General features: G+C 45.0%; 11 protein-coding genes and 1 pseudogene. 9 read left to right on the forward strand and 3 right to left on the reverse strand.

Annotated features, from left to right (window positions below):
- The first annotated feature begins 1 nt into the window (after position 1).
- Positions 2 to 1,711 (forward strand): FAD-dependent oxidoreductase, encoded by a 1,710-nt coding sequence (locus tag AOA56_RS07365; RefSeq protein ID WP_053769299.1) that lies wholly within the window; start codon positions 2 to 4, stop codon positions 1,709 to 1,711.
- Between the two features lie 359 nt (positions 1,712 to 2,070).
- On the forward strand, positions 2,071 to 3,501 hold the full coding sequence (locus AOA56_RS16315) for a polysaccharide deacetylase family protein (RefSeq protein ID WP_162224690.1): 1,431 nt from the start codon (positions 2,071 to 2,073) through the stop codon (positions 3,499 to 3,501).
- 50 nt (positions 3,502 to 3,551) lie between these two features.
- Here the strand turns inward: AOA56_RS16315 and treR are convergent, their stop codons facing one another.
- Positions 3,552 to 4,277, reverse strand: coding sequence for a trehalose operon repressor (treR, locus tag AOA56_RS07375; protein ID WP_024733430.1), 726 nt, complete (start codon positions 4,275 to 4,277; stop codon positions 3,552 to 3,554).
- A gap of 169 nt (positions 4,278 to 4,446) precedes the next feature.
- Here treR and treP point away from each other — a divergent pair, with 169 nt between their 5' ends.
- On the forward strand, positions 4,447 to 6,414 hold the full coding sequence (gene treP / locus AOA56_RS07380; protein WP_053769300.1) for a PTS system trehalose-specific EIIBC component: 1,968 nt from the start codon (positions 4,447 to 4,449) through the stop codon (positions 6,412 to 6,414).
- 33 nt (positions 6,415 to 6,447) lie between these two features.
- Positions 6,448 to 8,112 (forward strand): alpha,alpha-phosphotrehalase, encoded by a 1,665-nt coding sequence (treC, locus tag AOA56_RS07385; RefSeq protein ID WP_053769301.1) that lies wholly within the window; start codon positions 6,448 to 6,450, stop codon positions 8,110 to 8,112.
- Positions 8,113 to 8,192: 80 nt separating this feature from the next.
- On the opposite strand, the gene AOA56_RS16715 is transcribed toward treC, so the two are convergent.
- A complete protein-coding gene (locus tag AOA56_RS16715) occupies positions 8,193 to 8,924 on the reverse strand; it encodes a Maf family protein (protein ID WP_238117675.1) in 732 nt (243 codons plus the stop codon).
- A pseudogene (locus AOA56_RS16720) lies at positions 8,919 to 10,223 on the reverse strand (alpha-amylase family glycosyl hydrolase); the annotation flags it as partial. The gene AOA56_RS16715 and the pseudogene AOA56_RS16720, both read right to left, overlap by 6 nt.
- 301 nt (positions 10,224 to 10,524) lie before the next feature.
- Here AOA56_RS16720 and rplM point away from each other — a divergent pair.
- The 5 genes from rplM (at position 10,525) to AOA56_RS07420 (ending at position 16,924) form a co-directional block, all read left to right on the forward strand.
- Complete coding sequence (rplM, locus tag AOA56_RS07395; RefSeq protein ID WP_024733426.1) at positions 10,525 to 10,953, forward strand: 50S ribosomal protein L13; 429 nt, start codon at positions 10,525 to 10,527, stop codon at positions 10,951 to 10,953.
- A 26-nt stretch (positions 10,954 to 10,979) separates the two neighbouring features.
- Complete coding sequence (gene rpsI, locus AOA56_RS07400) at positions 10,980 to 11,372, forward strand: 30S ribosomal protein S9 (protein WP_024733425.1); 393 nt, start codon at positions 10,980 to 10,982, stop codon at positions 11,370 to 11,372.
- Positions 11,373 to 12,977: 1,605 nt separating this feature from the next.
- Positions 12,978 to 13,994 (forward strand): DUF7309 domain-containing protein, encoded by a 1,017-nt coding sequence (locus tag AOA56_RS07410; protein WP_053769304.1) that lies wholly within the window; start codon positions 12,978 to 12,980, stop codon positions 13,992 to 13,994.
- A 570-nt stretch (positions 13,995 to 14,564) separates the two neighbouring features.
- Positions 14,565 to 15,791 (forward strand): 5-bromo-4-chloroindolyl phosphate hydrolysis family protein, encoded by a 1,227-nt coding sequence (locus AOA56_RS07415; RefSeq protein WP_024733422.1) that lies wholly within the window; start codon positions 14,565 to 14,567, stop codon positions 15,789 to 15,791.
- Positions 15,791 to 16,924: a toxic anion resistance protein gene (locus AOA56_RS07420; protein ID WP_024733421.1), complete on the forward strand. Its 1,134-nt coding sequence runs from the start codon at positions 15,791 to 15,793 to the stop codon at positions 16,922 to 16,924. The genes AOA56_RS07415 and AOA56_RS07420 overlap by 1 nt, the downstream gene beginning before the upstream one ends.
- The last annotated feature ends 674 nt before the right edge of the window (positions 16,925 to 17,598 follow it).

The following is a 17,598-nucleotide window of genomic DNA, read 5'->3' on the forward strand; positions in this document are numbered from 1 at the left end:
TATGGAATATACAAAACGATATGATACGGTAATTGTCGGAGGCGGTCCTGCAGGCCTGTCGGCGGCGATATACATGGCACGGGCGAGGTACAGTACCCTCGTGCTGGAAAAGGAGACTTTCGGTGGTCAGATCACAATTACCTCGGAAGTAGTCAATTATCCAGGCGTCCCCAAGACAAGTGGGAGGGCGCTCACAGAAGAGATGAAGCGTCAGGCAGAGAGTTTTGGAGCCGACTTTGCCAAAGCTGAGGTCTATTCGTTGGAACAGGAGGATGATGTATGGACGCTGCGGACTGGCATAGGAAAAATCCAGACATTCGGCGTTATTCTGGCGGTAGGTGCTAGTCCGAAGAAGATTGGATTTCCAGGAGAAGAGACATGGAAGGGGCGAGGTGTTGCGTACTGTGCGACCTGCGACGGAGAATTTTTCACAGGAAAAGAAGTATTCGTAATCGGAGGCGGTTATGCGGCGGCCGAGGAGGCCATGTTTCTGACAAGATACGCCAGTCAGGTACATGTCATGGTGCGGAAGAACGAGATGAGCTGCGCCAGATCCATTGTGGAGAAAGTGGAGCGCCATCCGGGGATCGAGCTACACTATGAGACGGAGATCCGCGAGGTATCCGGGGATAACCTGATGAACCGGGTCGTATTCTGGGACAGGCACAGACAGGAAGAAGTGGTCTACGAAGCGAAAGAAGGGGATTTCTTTGGAGTATTCGTCTTTGCAGGATACGAGCCTGCTACAGAATGGTTAAAGGAAACAATCGCCTTGGATGAGAAAGGATATATTCTGACCGGGCCAGATCAGCAGACAGACCGGATCGGGGTCTATGCGGCGGGGGACGTGTGTATCAAGCAGCTCCGCCAGGTAGTGACTGCGGTCAGCGACGGAGCCTTGGCTGCCACCTCACTGGAGAAATATGTTTCAGTCCAGAGGGAAAAGCTGGGGCTTCCGAAGGTGCCTGTATCAAAGGAGAGCGAAAAAAAGCAATGTCGGAATGAAAAATCAGCCTCTGATGGGGATCAGAATATGAGTTCGAATATGACGTCAGATGTGGATTTGGATGGCCGGAATTCTGGGAAGGATAGAGCCTTTTTTGAGCCAGCGTTAAGGGAACAGATGCAGAGCCTGTTTGAACGGTTTGAGGCCCCGGTTAAAGTTGTCGGAAAGCGAAAAGCGGGTGACGCGCTATGGGAGGAGCTGGATGGATTTATGCGGGAATTGGTCTCCTTTGCGAATCCGGTATGGTATGAGATTGAGGAGGAAGAAGGGGAGAAGCCTTCCTTAGAGATCAGAAAGGCGGATGATACCCGCACCGGAATTTCCTTTTATGGCGTTCCAGGAGGGCATGAAATCAATTCTTTTCTTTCGGCTCTTTATAATACGGCAGGCCCGGGAAAGGAAATTTCCGGGGAACTAACAGAGAAGATCCGGGGACTTCCGGACTGTGATCTCAAGATCTTCGTCTCACTGTCCTGTACCATGTGTCCGGAGGTGGTGATGGGAGCGCAGAAGATCGCCTCTTGTCATCCAGGGATCAGTGCCTCAATGTGTGATCTTCGATATTTCCCGGAGGAAAAGAAACAGTACGGAATCCTAAGCGTTCCTTGTATAGTGATCGACGGTGAAACAGTATTCTTTGGCAAAAAAAACCTGGAACAACTTGTAAAAGAACTAGAAACAAGGAGAGACAGGGGCGGGGAATAATGCGGCATCAATTTTGCGGCAAGAATATAGAACGAACAAAAAAGGACTCTTTGGGGTCCTTTTTTTATAGGTAGAAAGGGGGAGCGTTCGTGAGTTGATTGTTGATAAGAAGTCTGGTCTGAGGTAAGAACTTTGTCATTTTTATAGAAGCAGATAGAAAAAAATTGGTAACAAATCTGTAATAAAAAAGAAAAGAAAATAGTGAATTTATTAAAAAAATTACAAATATGAATATTATAAATAAAATTTAAGAATTCTTAAAAAATGTTTCCTTGACGGTCCCTATCCTGGGTGTTATTCTGGGAACTACAGTAAACGGGTACCCAAAATGAACTTACGAAAGAGAAATGGAAAAAGCTATGAATGAACACAAAAGAAGAACACGAAGCAGGGAGAGCAGAAAGAAACAATTATTTCTGCGGGTAGGGATCACTGTTCTGACTCTTGCTGTCCTGATATTCGGGGGGATGTATTACTACGTTTCTACACATCCTCTGAAGCTGAAGGGAGACGTGGTGGAGCAGGAGATGGGAGAGCCTTTTGACCCACAGGCATATATTACGAGGGTCTGGCTTGGAAGTCCAGGTGAAGTCAGCGTGCGGTCGGAAGTGGATACATCGAAAGAGGGAGATTATCCGGTTGTCTATGAGTGGAGAGACCACCGTGAGAAGGCCGTTGTGAAAGTGCGGGATACGACGCCGCCGACCCTTGTGTTGAAGGATTACAGTACGGATCTCGCCGAGGAAATTAAGCCGGAGCTCTTTGTGGAAAAGACCAGTGACATCTCCGATGTTTCAGTCCGCTTTGAAAAGGAGGATGACTGGAGCCAGGAGGGGACGTATACCGTAAGGATTCTGGCAGAAGATGCGAGCGGCAATCAGACCATAGAGGAAGCCAGCCTTACAAGAAAGAAGGATACACAGAAGCCGGAGATTCAGGGCGTGCAGAATCAGACGGTCAAGCAGGGAAAGAGCCTGGATTTTACAGGCGGAGTCTCCGTAAAAGATGATATGGATCCCAAGCCATCATTGGAGGTTCACTCGGAGCACGTCGATTTTGCTACACCAGGCATCTATAAAGCTGTGTATACCGCCAGAGACCGGTCGGGCAATGTGGAGGAGATCGTTCAGAAAGTGACGGTGGAGGCGAATCCGGAGTGGAATGAAAAGATCGTATATCTGACCTTTGACGACGGGCCGTCGGATAATACGAAGAAGATTTTGGATATATTAGATAAATATAAGGCGAAAGCTACATTCTTTGTTACAGGACATAATCAAAAGAAAAACGATATGCTCCGCATAGCGCATGAGAAAGGACATGCTGTAGGACTTCACACATATACCCACGACTATGCATCTGTCTATGAGTCGGAACAGGCATATTTTGATGATTTACAGAAAATTTCTAACATGGTCGAGAAGGTAACGGGAGAAAAGTCCCGGTTGATCCGTTTCCCGGGCGGTTCCAGTAATACCATCAGTAGGAAATATGCTCCGGGACTGATGACGAAGCTCACGAGGGAAGTGCAGGAAAAAGGGTACCAGTATTTTGACTGGAACTGTGATTCCACCGATGCAAGCGGAAATAATGTTCCGGTGGATAAGCTGATCGCAAATGCGACGTCTTCCCAGGCGAAGCATATCAATATTTTAATGCATGATACAGATGCAAAAGACACCACGGTGGAAGCACTGCCAAAGATCATTGAGCATTACCGGAAACAAGGCTATGCTTTTAGGGCGCTGACAGTGGATTCGTATGCGCCGCACCACCAGGTCAATAATTAAAGGAAGAATGTGGAAAAGGCAGGAGCCGTCCGGAAAAGATCCGGGCGGCTCTACTTTTTTTTGCGGACGGCAATATCTTGGAACTGGAAGTAGTCTGGGCGGTGGCGGGACTGGGTATACTCAAATTGAATCCCGTTGTCGTCAAAGGTTTGATTGGTGATGACGGCAAGACAGGTATAATCTTTCAGATCCAGGTACGTTTCGTCCGCCTGGGTCATGCGCTCCACTGTAATGGTTCGCTTACTTGTGGAGATGGAGATCCCCAGATCATTTTCCAGATAATCATAGACGGAATTGCGGGCGATTTCCGGGGTCAGATCTCTTACCTGCTCCATGCAGAAATAATTGTGATCCAGAATGAGCGGAATTCCATCCAAGTAACGCAGACGTTGAATGTAGTACAATTTGGTGCCGAAAGGGAAACCGGTCTTTTTAGAGATTTTTTCGTCGGCGGATAATTGAGAAAAATGAAGTACCTTTGTAAATGGAACCTTTTTGTTTCTTATGGCGGATTCGAGGAAGGACTCGATTCCTCCCACGGTAAAAGCAGCCTGATCCACGGGCTGGAAGATATTGCGAACGCCTTTTCCGTGCATTGGCTGCACATAGCCTTCGGCTGTCAGTTCAGCCAGAGCTCGCCGGACTGTATTCCTGGAACAATCATAGGTCTGTACAAGAAGATGTTCTGATGGAAGCAGATCCTGATAGGCGTACGTTTCGTCTTCGATTTTCTGTTTCAGATCGTGATAGATGATATCATACTTTGCTTTTGGCAATGTTTTGCACTCCCTTTTCTTGTTTAAACATCTTAAGATACAGTATAAGGACATTGGGATCAGAAAGCAAGTAGATTTTTAGAAAAATGATTGACATGTTTAAACAAGTGTGCTATATTAAAGTTGTTCAAACAAGTTCGTAAAAATAAATGGAAAAGGAGAGAGAAGCATGGCGAAATACGAGAATGACGTGAAGCAGCTTTTGAAGCTGATCGGCGGCAAGAAAAATATCCAGGCTGTTTCACATTGTATGACAAGAATGCGTTTCGTACTTGTTGATCCGAAGAAGGCAGATGAAAAGGCCATTGAGGAGATTCCGGCAGTCAAGGGAACCTTCACACAGGCAGGACAGTATCAAGTTATCATTGGTAATGATGTGTCCGTGTTTTACAATGAATTTACTTCCTATGCTGGGATTGAGGGAGTAAGTAAAGAGGCGGCGAAGGCGGCCGCAAAGACGAATCAAAATGTAGTACAAAAGATGATGGGTGCGCTTGGTGAGATTTTCGCGCCACTGATCCCGGCCCTGATCTGCGGCGGTCTGATCCTAGGATTCCGCAATATCATCGGAGAGATCAATTTTTTCGAGAATGGAACAAAGAGTCTGGCAGATATGTATCAGTTCTGGGAGGGAACTTATAATTTCCTGTGGCTCATTGGAGAGGCGGTATTCCATTTGCTGCCAGTGGGCATTGTATGGTCCATCACAAAGAAGATGGGTACGACACAGATTCTTGGTATCATCTTAGGTTTAACCCTGGTATCTTCCCAGCTATTAAATGGGTTCAGTGTGGCGGACACACCGACGGCCGATATTCCGGTATGGGATTTTGGGTTTACCAAGGTAGAGATGATCGGTTATCAGGGGCAAGTTATTGCTGCCATGATGGCGGGATTTGTCCTTGTATACCTGGAGAAATTCTTTAAGAAACACTGCCCGGAAGTGATCAGTATGATTGTCGTACCGTTTTGTTCCCTTGTTCCGGCAGTTATCATCGCACATACCGTGGTAGGACCGATCGGTTGGACCATAGGAAACGCCATTGCGGATGTTGTCTATGGTGGACTGATGTCCAGCTTCGGATGGTTGTTTGCTGGGCTGTTCGGACTGCTCTATGCGCCGATTGTTATGACAGGGCTTCATCACATGACGAATGCCATTGACACCCAGTTGGTCAACACGTATGACGGAACGATTCTCTGGCCGATGATTGCGCTTTCTAACATTGCGCAGGGCTCCAGCGTTTTGGCAATGTCCATTCTTCAGAAGAAAAACGAAAGAGCACAGCAGGTCAATGTTCCAGCATGTATCTCCTGTTATCTTGGTGTAACGGAGCCGGCACTCTTTGGTGTCAACCTGAAATATGGATTCCCGCTGATCTGCGGTATGATCGGTTCTGCCATCGCGGCGATGATCTCTGTCGGATGCGGCGTGCAGGCATTAAGTATCGGAGTAGGCGGACTCCCTGGTATCATTTCCATCAAGCCGGAATTCTACCTGATTTTTTTGCTGGCAATGGCAGAAGCTATCGTTGTACCGTTTGTTCTCACGTTTTTTGTGGGAAAGAAGAAGCTCTCTAAGGAAGACAGAGGACTTGCGGCAAAAGGGACAACAGCAGCGACAGAGACGGTACTAAAAGAAGAAACAGCGGCGTCAGTAGACAAAGCCCCGGAAGAATCACTGACAGAAATAAAAGCTATCTTAAGCGGAAAGGTGATTCCGATTGAAGAAGTAGATGATGATGTATTCTCTCAGAAAGTCATGGGAGACGGTGTGGCAATCGAGCCGACCGATACGACAGTGGTAGCTCCGGCGGACGCGGAGGTCAGCATTGTCATGGCGGAGACCGGACACGCATGTGGACTGACCCTTGACAATGGGATGGAGATCCTTATCCATGTGGGAATCGATACAGTGGACATGGGAGGAGACGGGTTCAAGCTCCTTGTTGCTCAGGGAGATCATGTATCATGCGGAGCACCGTTGATTCAGTTTGAACCGGAGAAAATTAAAGCTGCGGGACATCCGACGACTACCATGTTGATTCTAACAGGAGAAGGAACTGCCCGAAATATCCAGATGAGAACAGGGCAGACAGCAGAGGCAGGAAAGACAGCCGTTATCTCATTTGAATAGAAAAATGAAGAAGAAAAGGGAGGAAAGCGCGTGATGAAAACAGCAGATTTTAAGAAAAGTACGGTTTATCAGATTTATCCGAAATCATTTTATGACAGCAACCACGATGGACTGGGTGATCTCCGTGGAGTGATCCAGAAGCTGGATTACATCAAAGAACTTGGAGCAGACTACATCTGGCTGACACCGTTCTTCGTATCCCCACAGAATGACAACGGATACGATGTGGAGGATTATTACAATATTGATCCACGTTATGGCACGATGGAGGACGTGGAAGAGTTAATCCGTGAAGCGGACAAACGGGGAATACGCCTGATGTTCGATATGGTATTCAACCATGTATCAAACCGTCACGAATGGTTCAAAAAAGCGATGGAGGGCGACCCGTACTACAAAAACTTTTTCTTCTTCAAAAAAGGCAAGGAAAACGGAGAGCCTCCGACCAACTGGGAGAGTAAGTTTGGCGGAAGCGCCTGGGAGTATGTGGAGAAATTCGATGAATACTACCTGCATCTTTTCGACGTGACCCAGCCGGATCTTAACTGGGACAATGAAAATGTCCGCAAAGAAGTGCAGAACGTCGTGCGTTTCTGGATGGGAAAGGGAGTCAAAGGCTTCCGATTTGACGTGGTGAATCTGATCAGCAAAGGTCAGTTCGAGGATGACTATGAGGGAGACGGCAGAAGATTCTACACGGACGGACCAAACATCCACAAGTATTTAAAAGAGCTGCACGATATGACATTCGGCACTGACGCGGAAATCGTGACAGTAGGAGAGATGTCCAGTACTTCCATGGAAAACTGCTATCAGTATGCAGGAGCCGATACCGGAGAGCTTTCTATGGTATTTAATTTTCACCATCTGAAAGTGGACTTCATGGGAAACGAGAAATGGGTCCTGGTGCCGGCGGACTTTGGAAAACTGAAGCAGATCCTTTTTGACTGGCAGACACAGATGTCGGAACACCATGCATGGAATGCGGTCTTTTGGTGCAACCACGATCAGCCTAGAGTTGTGTCCAGATTCGGAAGTGAGGATAAATACTGGAAAGAATCTGCCAAAATGTTGGGAACAGTGATTCACATGCTGAGAGGAACACCGTATATCTACCAGGGCGAAGAGCTCGGGATGACGAACGCAGGCTTTACGGATATTTCCCAGTACCGGGACGTAGAAAGTATTAACCACTTTCGGATTCTCCAGGAAAAGGGATTAACAGAGTCCGATGCCTATCGGATTCTGCAGATTCATTCCAGGGACAACAGCCGGACGCCAATGCAGTGGAATGCAGGTACGAATGCAGGATTCACGTCCGGGGATACAAAGCCTTGGATTTCGGTGAATCCGAATTATATAAAGATCAATGCCGAACAGCAGATGAGAGAGGATGACTCGATCTTTGCTTATTATCAGAAACTGATTCGTATCAGGAAAGAGCTGGATGTTGTGGCATACGGCGATATCACCCCACTAGCAAAAGACCATCCATCCGTTTTCGCTTACAGAAGGAGCTATCAGAACGAAGATATGATCGTTGTCAATCATTTCTATGGAAAAGACACCGACTGGAAGATCGATCTGGATTTGACCGGGTACGACTGTATCCTTGGAAATTACAGTGATTACACGAAACCACAGGGAGGGACATGGAGACTTCGTCCTTATGAAACGATGATTTGGTACAGAAAATAAAGAGTCATACAATGGGGGCAGATTTCTCATACAGGAATCTGCCCCCAAAAATACGATACAGAATATCATGTTTTCAGATCTTAAAACCGGATCCAGCGCTTTAATTCCTGGTAGATCCGTGCAATAGGAAGTCCGACGATAGTATTGTAGTCGCCGTGGATGCCTTTGATATAGACGGCAAAAGCGCCCTGGATTCCATAAGCGCCGGCTTTGTCGTAAGGCTCGTCTGTATTCAGGTAGGCCCCAATTTCTTCCGGTGACATCGGATAGACGTCCACATCGCTCGATTCGTAGAATGTATGCGTCTTCTCTTTTGTGCCATTATAAAGCATCAAACTGACCCCGGTATATACCTGGTGTATGTGATTCTGAAGGGAAGAGATCATCTGGTAAGCGTCGCCTCTTCCGGATGGTTTGCCGAGGATCTGTCCATTATTTGCCACAACGGTGTCGGATCCGATGACGAGAAATGATTCGCCAGGATGGGCAGCTTTCCATGTAGAATACACATTCTCCGCTTTTTGCCTTGCAAGTTCCTGCACGACTTCCTCAGGACGGGAGGAGGTGATCCGCTCTTCACAGGAAGATGGGAGTACGGTATGTTCGATTCCCGCCTGGGCGAGCAGCTCCGTTCGTCGTGGGGAAGCAGACCCAAGAACGACAGTGAGGTCAGAAAGGGACAACCGTTCTGTTTGATCCTGACGGGATTCTGAGGAGGAGTCCAAAGCGTCACAACTCGGCACTGTTTCTTTTTCATTCCATGCATGGATGCATGCAGAATCGTATTCCGGGTGAGAGGCCGGATCAAACACAAGGATCTGGACACTATAAGGTTTTAACGTGAGCTGTCCATTCATATGGAAACGTTCTCCTCCAAGGAGATCCTGTACCTCTCCTTGAAGTTCGCCATGGTTGGCGGTAAAGTCAGAGTTTTCCGCATTGATAGCAACGAATACCCGCTCTCGGTCTGTCTTTCGCTCGAAAATGAGCTGACGGTTAGTGATGAGGACATTCCGATATGAGCCGTTACACAGGGCGTCGCTTTTCTGACGAAAAGAGATCAGCCGCCGTAGGTACTGGGTGAATTCGTTCGGCTTTGGTGACTCAAAGCAAGGCCGGAGAGCATAGTCATTGTCAGGAGCTTTTATGCCTTCCGCTCCCCATTCGCTTCCATAATAAATGCACGGAATTCCCGGCATGGTCATCAATGTGCCATAGACTGGATAAAGGTGGCGTTTATCCTTTAAAATGCTGGCGATCCGTGTAACATCATGGTTATCTACGAATGTCATCAGATGCTTGCCCCGGTAGATACACCACTGTTCCAGGCCAAATTGACGATTCAGGGAATGGGCGATTTCAAAAAGATTCATATCGTTAAAACTGGAGAACAGCCCTTTGTAACATTCATAGTTCGTGCAGCTATGGAGCATTTCATCATTGACGATCTGATTGTAGTCCCCAAACAGAACTTCCCCAATGAGAGCGAAGTCAGGTTTTAATTCGGTACAGAAACTCCGCAGTCTTCTCATAAATCCGTGATCCAGACTGTATGCTACATCCAGACGAAGCCCGTCGATTTCAAAGGTTTCGATCCAGAAGCGGACACAGTCTAACAGGTAATCCACCACGGCAGGATTTTTAAGATTCAGCTTCACAAGCTCGTAGTGTCCTTCCCATCCTTCATACCAGAATCCATCATCATAACCACTGTTTCCATTGAAGTTGATATAGAACCAGTCTTTATAAGGAGAATCCCATTTCTTTTCCTGTACGTCCTGGAAAGCCCAGAATCCTCGCCCTACATGGTTGAACACGCCGTCTAATACTACACGGATTCCTTTCGCATGGAGAGAGCGGCAGACCCCGGCAAAGTCCTCATTAGTCCCAAGACGACAGTCGATTTTACGGAAATCCCTTGTATCATATCCGTGATTGTCCGATTCGAAAACCGGATTCAGGAGAATAGAATCTACGCCCAGGTCTGCCAAATAATCCGTCCAGTCCAGAAGTTTGCGGATTCGGGAGACGGTCTGCCCGTCGTTGTGTACAGGAGCTCCACAGAATCCGATGGGATAGATCTGATAGAAAATACTATGATAAGCCCACATAAAAAGCCTCCTCATTCTTTTTGGTTTCTGTTATTCTATATAAAGAAATAAACAGTAACAGTGTACCATGTTAAAAATCAAGATTCAACGGGTGGAGCCCGAAAAGGGAGGGAAATGAGATGACTATGAAAAATGGAAGAAAAACGCAAAAAAAGGTTGACACAGTAGGAAGGTAATAATATAATAAAAAAGTATGACGTGAGAAGAAAACAGTTTGCACCAAAGCCCCGGAGCGGACTGATTTCCCAATAGATACATGAATGTTAGTAGAAAATAGAGAATGTAAACAGGAGGTCAACCAATGAAAACTTATATGGCTAATCCAGATAAGATTGAAAGAAAATGGTATGTAGTTGATGCAGAAGGACAGACTTTAGGTCGTCTTTGCTCTGGAATTGCAAATGTTTTAAGAGGAAAAAATAAACCGGTTTATACACCGCACGTTGATACAGGTGACTACGTAATCGTAATCAATGCTGACAAGATCAAAGTGACAGGAAAAAAGATGGATCAGAAGATCTACTACAATCACTCCGAGTATGTCGGCGGTATGAGAGAGACAACACTGAAAGAAATGATGGCTAAGAAACCGGAAAAGGTAATTGAACTTGCTGTCAAGGGAATGCTTCCGAAGGGACCTTTAGGAAGAGCAATGATCAAGAAACTTCATGTTTATGCAGGTGCAGAGCATGATCACGCAGCTCAGAAACCAGAAGTGCTGACATTTTAAGGAAAGGTTGAGAGGAGGAAAATACAGTGGCTAATGCAAAATATTATGGAACAGGAAGAAGAAAAAAATCCATCGCAAGAGTATATTTAGTACCGGGAACAGGTAAAATCACAATCAATAAAAGAGACATTGACGAGTATTTTGGACTTGAGACATTAAAGGTTGTAGTTCGTCAGCCGCTCGTTGCTACAGAGACAACAGATAAATTTGACGTATTAGTAAATGTACACGGAGGCGGATACACAGGACAGGCTGGTGCCATCCGTCACGGTATCTCAAGAGCATTACTCGAGGCTGACGCTGAGTACAGACCAGTATTAAAAGCGAACGGATTCCTTACACGTGATCCACGTATGAAGGAGCGTAAGAAATACGGTCTCAAAGCAGCTCGTAGAGCACCTCAGTTCTCCAAACGTTAATATTCAGATTGTTTATCCCGGGAGTTTCGGCTCCCGGGATTTTTGAAATTCGGAATCTTTATCCTATAGTCTTTATTCGTACGGACGGTGGTCCGATACAGTCACAATATTTAGTTTCTCATTTTTGACCTTACTATTTCAGGGCAGCATACCATCAAATTTCCAAAAGACAGATTTTAACCGTATCCGGACAGGAGGTTGTACGGTCAGATTCTCAAAAATAACATTTATACACGTGCTAAAGGGAGAACAGGTACGTACGGCCAAATGTCAGAAAGTCAATTTATAACCGTAAAGAATAGAAAAAGGTACGGTTTAATCGCTTTAAAATCAATTCTTAATCGTAAACCCATGAAAGATCAATAAGCAAAGGAGAAAGGCATATGGCAAATCTCAAAGAAATGTTATCAAAAGAACAAAAAAGTGTTCAGTATTACCATCATATGAATGACAATGAAAAGAATGGTTCTTATATTCCGAAAGCAAAGAAGGAACGGATTTGAACTCTTGCCCAGAAGTCCTATGATGAAAGGATAGTAAGATTAGCCAGAAAGAGACTTGGTCAGATCGGGAGAATTTTAAGGGATTACGATGATGACGAGATAGAAAAGATCTATTTAAAAGAACATGATGAGAGAAAAAAGCTAATCCAGCCGGTAGAGCTGACATGAGAGCAGCAATTAGAAAACTGGTTTGGCGAGGAGTATAAGAAGAAAGAATTCCGGGAAGGAGCGCTAATTATTTTAACGGAGAAAGGCGAACGAGTACGATCCTAATCCGAAAAAAATTCTGGCAGATTACTTTTATAGAAATGCGATACCGTATCAATACGAGAAGCCTTTGTACTTGAAAGGTGTTGGAATTGTGTATCCGGATTTTACGTTCCTTTCCAGAAAAACAAAACAGGAAATATACTGGGAACATGATGGAAGGATGGATGATCCGTCATACGTTCGGAATGCTGTCAGAAAAATGCATGCGAATGAAAAGAATGACATATATCCGGGAGAAAGATTGATTCTAACATTTGAGACAGAAAAAAAGTGTTTTGGATACTGCGATTGTGCAAAGAATTGTGGAGAAGTATTTACGGTAATCATATAATTTTCAATGATTATCATTAAAAATAGTTGGGATACACACAAAATGCGATTAGAATAGATGTAAAGCTGCATTTCAGAGATGCCGAAGTGTAGCGTGAAAAGAAAGGAATATTACCAGACGGATGATGTGAGGATGCGAACACAACGTTAGATAAACAGGCAGCGCAGGATTATTCATCCGATTGTCGTGATCCTTGGGAGGTTTTCTTTCTTTTGTTAGAGAATTGTGGTAGAATTTAGCTATATTGATATGTGGTATGATTGAAATTAAACGGAGAATATTATGAGGCGAAGTTCCTGTTGCCGATTTGTAATTCTCTCAGAATGGGTATATGTGGATATGAAGGTAGCAATACATATTCAGACCAATTTGAGACTGATAGAGAATAATTGGAAAAAGATGATCCGCTTCAGCGGTGAAGTTCGGGTTGACGGTGTTTGCAAAAGGAAGGTACATAAAACTATTTGAGAGTTATAAGAAGAGGGAATTGAGGTGAAAGGAATGAGGAAAGAAGCCAGCAAGGAAGAATGGAAAAAGTTGTATGATGTGGCGACTCGAATCAAGGAACTAAAGCCATGGGAGGATTTCTGGGATCTGGACCTGATCTGTTTACGCGAAGGCGAGCGGGAAGATGCAGCCTTTGTCAGTGTCCTTGGAAGAGGCGGCGAGTGTTATGGGATTGTTGTGTATGAAGGATACGAGGAACTCAACACCTTTATGATGATGCTGAATCGGGAGCGGCTCAATCTGACACCGGAGTTTGCGATGGGAAACCAGAGTAATCTGACTTGCTACTGGGGGAACCGTGAAGAGCTGACGGAGGCAGAACGGGAAATCATTAAGGAGACGGGATATAAATATAGAGGGAGAAACCAGTGGCTGTATTTCCGTTCCTGTAAAGAAGGATATTTTCCATACCGTATGAATCAGGATGAGGTACATCGGATGTGCTATTATTTGGAACTTCTGGAGGAAGCGGTTTTGAAATATCGGAGTGAAGAAGTCAAGGTCGATTTCCAGGGCGGTGAAATGTATGTCTATTCTATTGATCCGGAGACAGAAAACCACTACTGGGGCGCGGAGGAACTTCCGTTTATTTCCTTCAATTACAGGACGTTGAAGCTGGATGATCAAGAGATGCGGGAGGCGTTAAGAGAAGTACCGGGAAACCGCTATGTGATTGAGATGGATATCGTCTATCAGGCGGCGAAAATGAACGACAAAAGTTATGACAGACCGGGGAATATGAGAATGGTAGTTATCGCCGAGTCCAGAACGGAGATCATTATGAAAGCACAGCTTTTGAAGCCTGAGGAAGACCAGATTGCGGTACTGGCTGACAGCCTGATCGAGTTTATTGGACAGTTTGGCGCTCCAAAGGAAATCCGTGTCAGTAATTTGATCGTGGAGGCTGCGCTGGAAGATATCTGCACGCTAACCGAAACGAAGTTGAGACGTGTGAGAAGACTTCAGTCCATTGATGATTTTATCAATGGGATTGGAGAGCGGATGAAATAGTGCCTGGGCAGGGGAACTTGTCAGATTTAACCGATTTTAGGTATTTGTGTCATGTCTAAAATTGACTGAAAATTCAGACAATTTTAGACATGGAAAGAAAATAACAAATTAATAAAGAAAAAAGAAATAAATCTATTGACAAAAGAAATCAAGAGTGCTATAGTAAAACTATAAAATAACAGATCAGATTTGTAGGACGGACGCGAGCCGTAAACAGTCGGTTGTTATTTCTTTCAACACAGGTGTTGAAGGTTCCGGGAAAAGAAAGGCGCTATGTATCGGAACATCAAGTTTATGAAAGAGAGGTACGGACCACCAAAAACGTAAACTTTATTACCAAAATCCGGGAGAAAGAGGTAAAAGAATGATTGAAGAATCAAAGTAGAGGCGGGTGCTGATATATAGATATCGGTATCCGTCTTTACACATTGTATAGAAGGAACGGTCATTCCGTTTCTTTTTTTATTCCAATCTTTTTTTTCTGTCTGGGCGGAATCTCTTGAAGTGAAGAAAATGATAAAGTATAATGATTGCATGGATCCGTTTCAGAGACGGAAGAAAGGAAGAAACATGAGGAATTACTTCGATTGGGACAGATTTGGAGAGGATATCAGGCGTACGGTTCAGGATGCGGTGGATTCGATGGATTTCCGAAGCCTGAATCAGACGATTACCGATACAATCAACAGTGCGGCAGGCAGTTTTAAGAAAAGTAAGAAAGACTACCGTCGCCGGACTGCTGGAAACGGGTGTGGCACAGCAGGTAATGACTGGGCAAAAGTAGATTTGAGTAAATTGAAACAACCGATGCTCTATGCAGGGACAGGTGGTAAGAAAGCCGCAGCAATGGCGTTGTCGATAATAGGGCTTGGAATTGGAGGAGCTTTTCTTGTAGGGGTGATTTTAACAGGTCTTACTATGCTGTTAATAGAATCCAGCACGGGAGTGATGTTTGGGTTCCTTTCTCTTGTAATGTTCACTGTGATTTTTGGCGGTGTCGGAATAGTAGGGATGAAAAAGCTTGGACGGGTACGGAGGTTTCAGGGCTATCTTTCTGAGTTACAGGGGAAAGAATACTGCAACATCAGTGAGCTGGCAAAGAGGACAAGAAAGAAGGATAAGGCAGTATTAAAAGACCTGGAGTGGATGATTGACAAGCGTTGGTTTATAGAGGGGCATTTGGATGATAATAATACCTGCCTCATTACCAGTCACGATGCATATGAAGCATATCGTGAACTGATGCGGAAGCAGGATGAAGTCAGAAGAAATGAGGAAGAAGCTACAAAAAAGAAAGCTTGGGAAAAGAAGACCATGGAAGAGGAGAGGGCAAAGAAAAGGCAGCAGATGGATCCACAGATCCGGTCGATGATGGAAGCAGGACAGGCATACATTCAAAAGCTCCGGGCATGTAATGATGCAATTCCGGGAGAACTTGTTTCCGAGAAGATATCTCGTATGGAGGAACTGACAAAGCGGATTTTTGACCGTGTGGAGCAGGATCCCGATTCGGTGGATGATATCGAAAGGCTGATGGAATATTATCTTCCGACAGCAGTGAAGCTTCTGGAGGCATATGAGGAGCTGGATCACCAGCCGGTACAGGGAGAAAATATTTTGAATTCCAAGAAAGAAATTGAAGATACACTGGATACACTGAATATCGCATTTGAAAAGCTTCTGGATGATCTGTTTCAGGAAACGGCATGGGATGTCTCCTCGGACATTACCGTGCTGAAAATGATGCTGGCGCAGGAGGGGCTTACGGAAGACGACTTTAAGACAGGAGGAAAATAATGAGTCAGGATTTAAAAGACCTACAGACCGGGCCGGTACTGACGCTGGATCCGTTTCTGGGAGAAAAAAAAGAAGAGTTACAGCCGGAGAAGCAGGAAGAGAATGTAATGGATGAAAATGTGCTGACGGAAGAAGAGCGCAAAATGGCAGAGCAGTTTGCACGGCAGATTGACCTGACAAATTCCACTATGATTTTGCAGTATGGAGCTGGTACCCAGAAAAAGATGGCTGATTTTTCCGAGACAGCGCTTGATAATGTACGAACAAAAGACCTTGGAGAAGTGGGGAATCTGTTGGGCAGCGTTGTTCAGGAGTTAAAAGACTTTGATGAAGAGGAAGAGAAAGGATTTTTCGGAATCTTCAAAAAACAGGCAAATAAGCTTCAGAGTTTGAAAACGAAATATGCTAGTGCGGAGGCTAATGTCAATCAGATCTGCAAGGTTCTTGAGGGACATCAGGTACAGCTAATGAAGGATATTGCGGTATTGGACAAAATGTATGAGCTCAATCTGACTTATTTTAAGGAGCTTACGATGTACATTTTGGCAGGAAAAAAGAAGCTTCGAGAGGTTCAGGAGACAGAGCTTGCTGATATGAGAATGAAAGCGCAGAGAAGCGGGCTGGCGGAAGACGCACAGGCGGCAAGAGACCTGGAGGCCATGTGTCAAAGATTTGAAAAGAAGATTCATGATCTGGAGTTGACAAGAATGGTTTCCATTCAGACAGCCCCGCAGATTCGTCTTGTACAGAATAATGACACGATCATGGCAGAAAAAATTCAGTCTACCATTGTCAATACGATACCGCTTTGGAAGAGCCAGATGGTACTTGCCCTTGGTGTCGCTCATTCTAGGCAGGCGGCAGAAGCGCAGCGAGAAGTGACGGATATGACAAACGAACTTCTGAAAAAGAATGCGGAGACGCTCAAGATGGCGACAGTTGAAACAGCAAAAGAGTCGGAGAGGGGAATTGTGGACATGGAAACCTTGAAGACGACCAACGAATCGTTAATCTCCACTTTAGATGAAGTGATGCAAATCCAGGCAGAGGGCCGTCAGAAACGCCAGGAAGCAGAAGTGGAAATAAGAAAGATGGAACAGGAGTTAAAAGAGAAACTGTTGCAGATTCGGTAGATATAGAAAAAGAGGTATGTCAGATAAGTTGGAACGTTTCTTTGGAAGCGATTGTGATTTTGGATTCAGAATCATAAAAGGCTGTTTGGTTTTTCTATGTTTATTCTCAAAAATCCGGCGGACGAGCAGCCCATATAACTTTGGTCTGCGGTTTGTGTGACTGCACAGAGAGTGGTGATAAAAAGATAAAAAAAGTCGAAAAAAGAAGTTGACATTTATAAGCACAGATGATATGATATAACACGTTCCGCTGATAAGTGTCAGAACAAAACATCAAATGCAGATGTCTGGCCCGGGCGGATCCCGGATAGAGAGACCGGGACGCCGGATCAGAAAACTGGAAAAAAGATGAAAAAAACACTTGACACAGAGGAACAGATGTGATAATCTAATATAGCTGTCGCGAGACAGCGCCCAGAACTTTGATAACTGAACAATAGACAACGATCCCTGAAAATTCAAGAGAATTATTCAGAACAGGAACTTTAAGTTCCACAAACCAGACAACAGTAACGGGATAGATTAGCGAGAGTTGATCTTGACCAGAAGCAAGCAATGGTAAGGAAGCTCCTGCGATACTGGATTTGCAAGCGAGACTTGCTCATCAAGTCATCGAGGAGCGTAAACGAACATAGGATCCGGAAAGACCGGACCCAAGTTCTTATTACGAGAGT

This window comes from Sellimonas intestinalis (genome assembly GCF_001280875.1).
Classification (GTDB): Bacteria; Bacillota; Clostridia; order Lachnospirales; family Lachnospiraceae; genus Sellimonas; species Sellimonas intestinalis.

Bases quoted from the DNA above. Each gene is read 5' to 3' on its own strand.
- AOA56_RS07420 (WP_024733421.1), top strand. From the start codon at position 15,791: ATGAGTCAGGATTTAAAAGACCTACAGACCGGGCCGGTACTGACGCTG.
- AOA56_RS07415 (WP_024733422.1), top strand. From the start codon at position 14,565: ATGAGGAATTACTTCGATTGGGACAGATTTGGAGAGGATATCAGGCGT.
- treP (WP_053769300.1), top strand. From the start codon at position 4,447: ATGGCGAAATACGAGAATGACGTGAAGCAGCTTTTGAAGCTGATCGGC.
- AOA56_RS16315 (WP_162224690.1), top strand. From the start codon at position 2,071: ATGAATGAACACAAAAGAAGAACACGAAGCAGGGAGAGCAGAAAGAAA.
- treC (WP_053769301.1), top strand. From the start codon at position 6,448: ATGAAAACAGCAGATTTTAAGAAAAGTACGGTTTATCAGATTTATCCG.
- rplM (WP_024733426.1), top strand. From the start codon at position 10,525: ATGAAAACTTATATGGCTAATCCAGATAAGATTGAAAGAAAATGGTAT.
- AOA56_RS07365 (WP_053769299.1), top strand. From the start codon at position 2: ATGGAATATACAAAACGATATGATACGGTAATTGTCGGAGGCGGTCCT.
- AOA56_RS07410 (WP_053769304.1), top strand. From the start codon at position 12,978: ATGAGGAAAGAAGCCAGCAAGGAAGAATGGAAAAAGTTGTATGATGTG.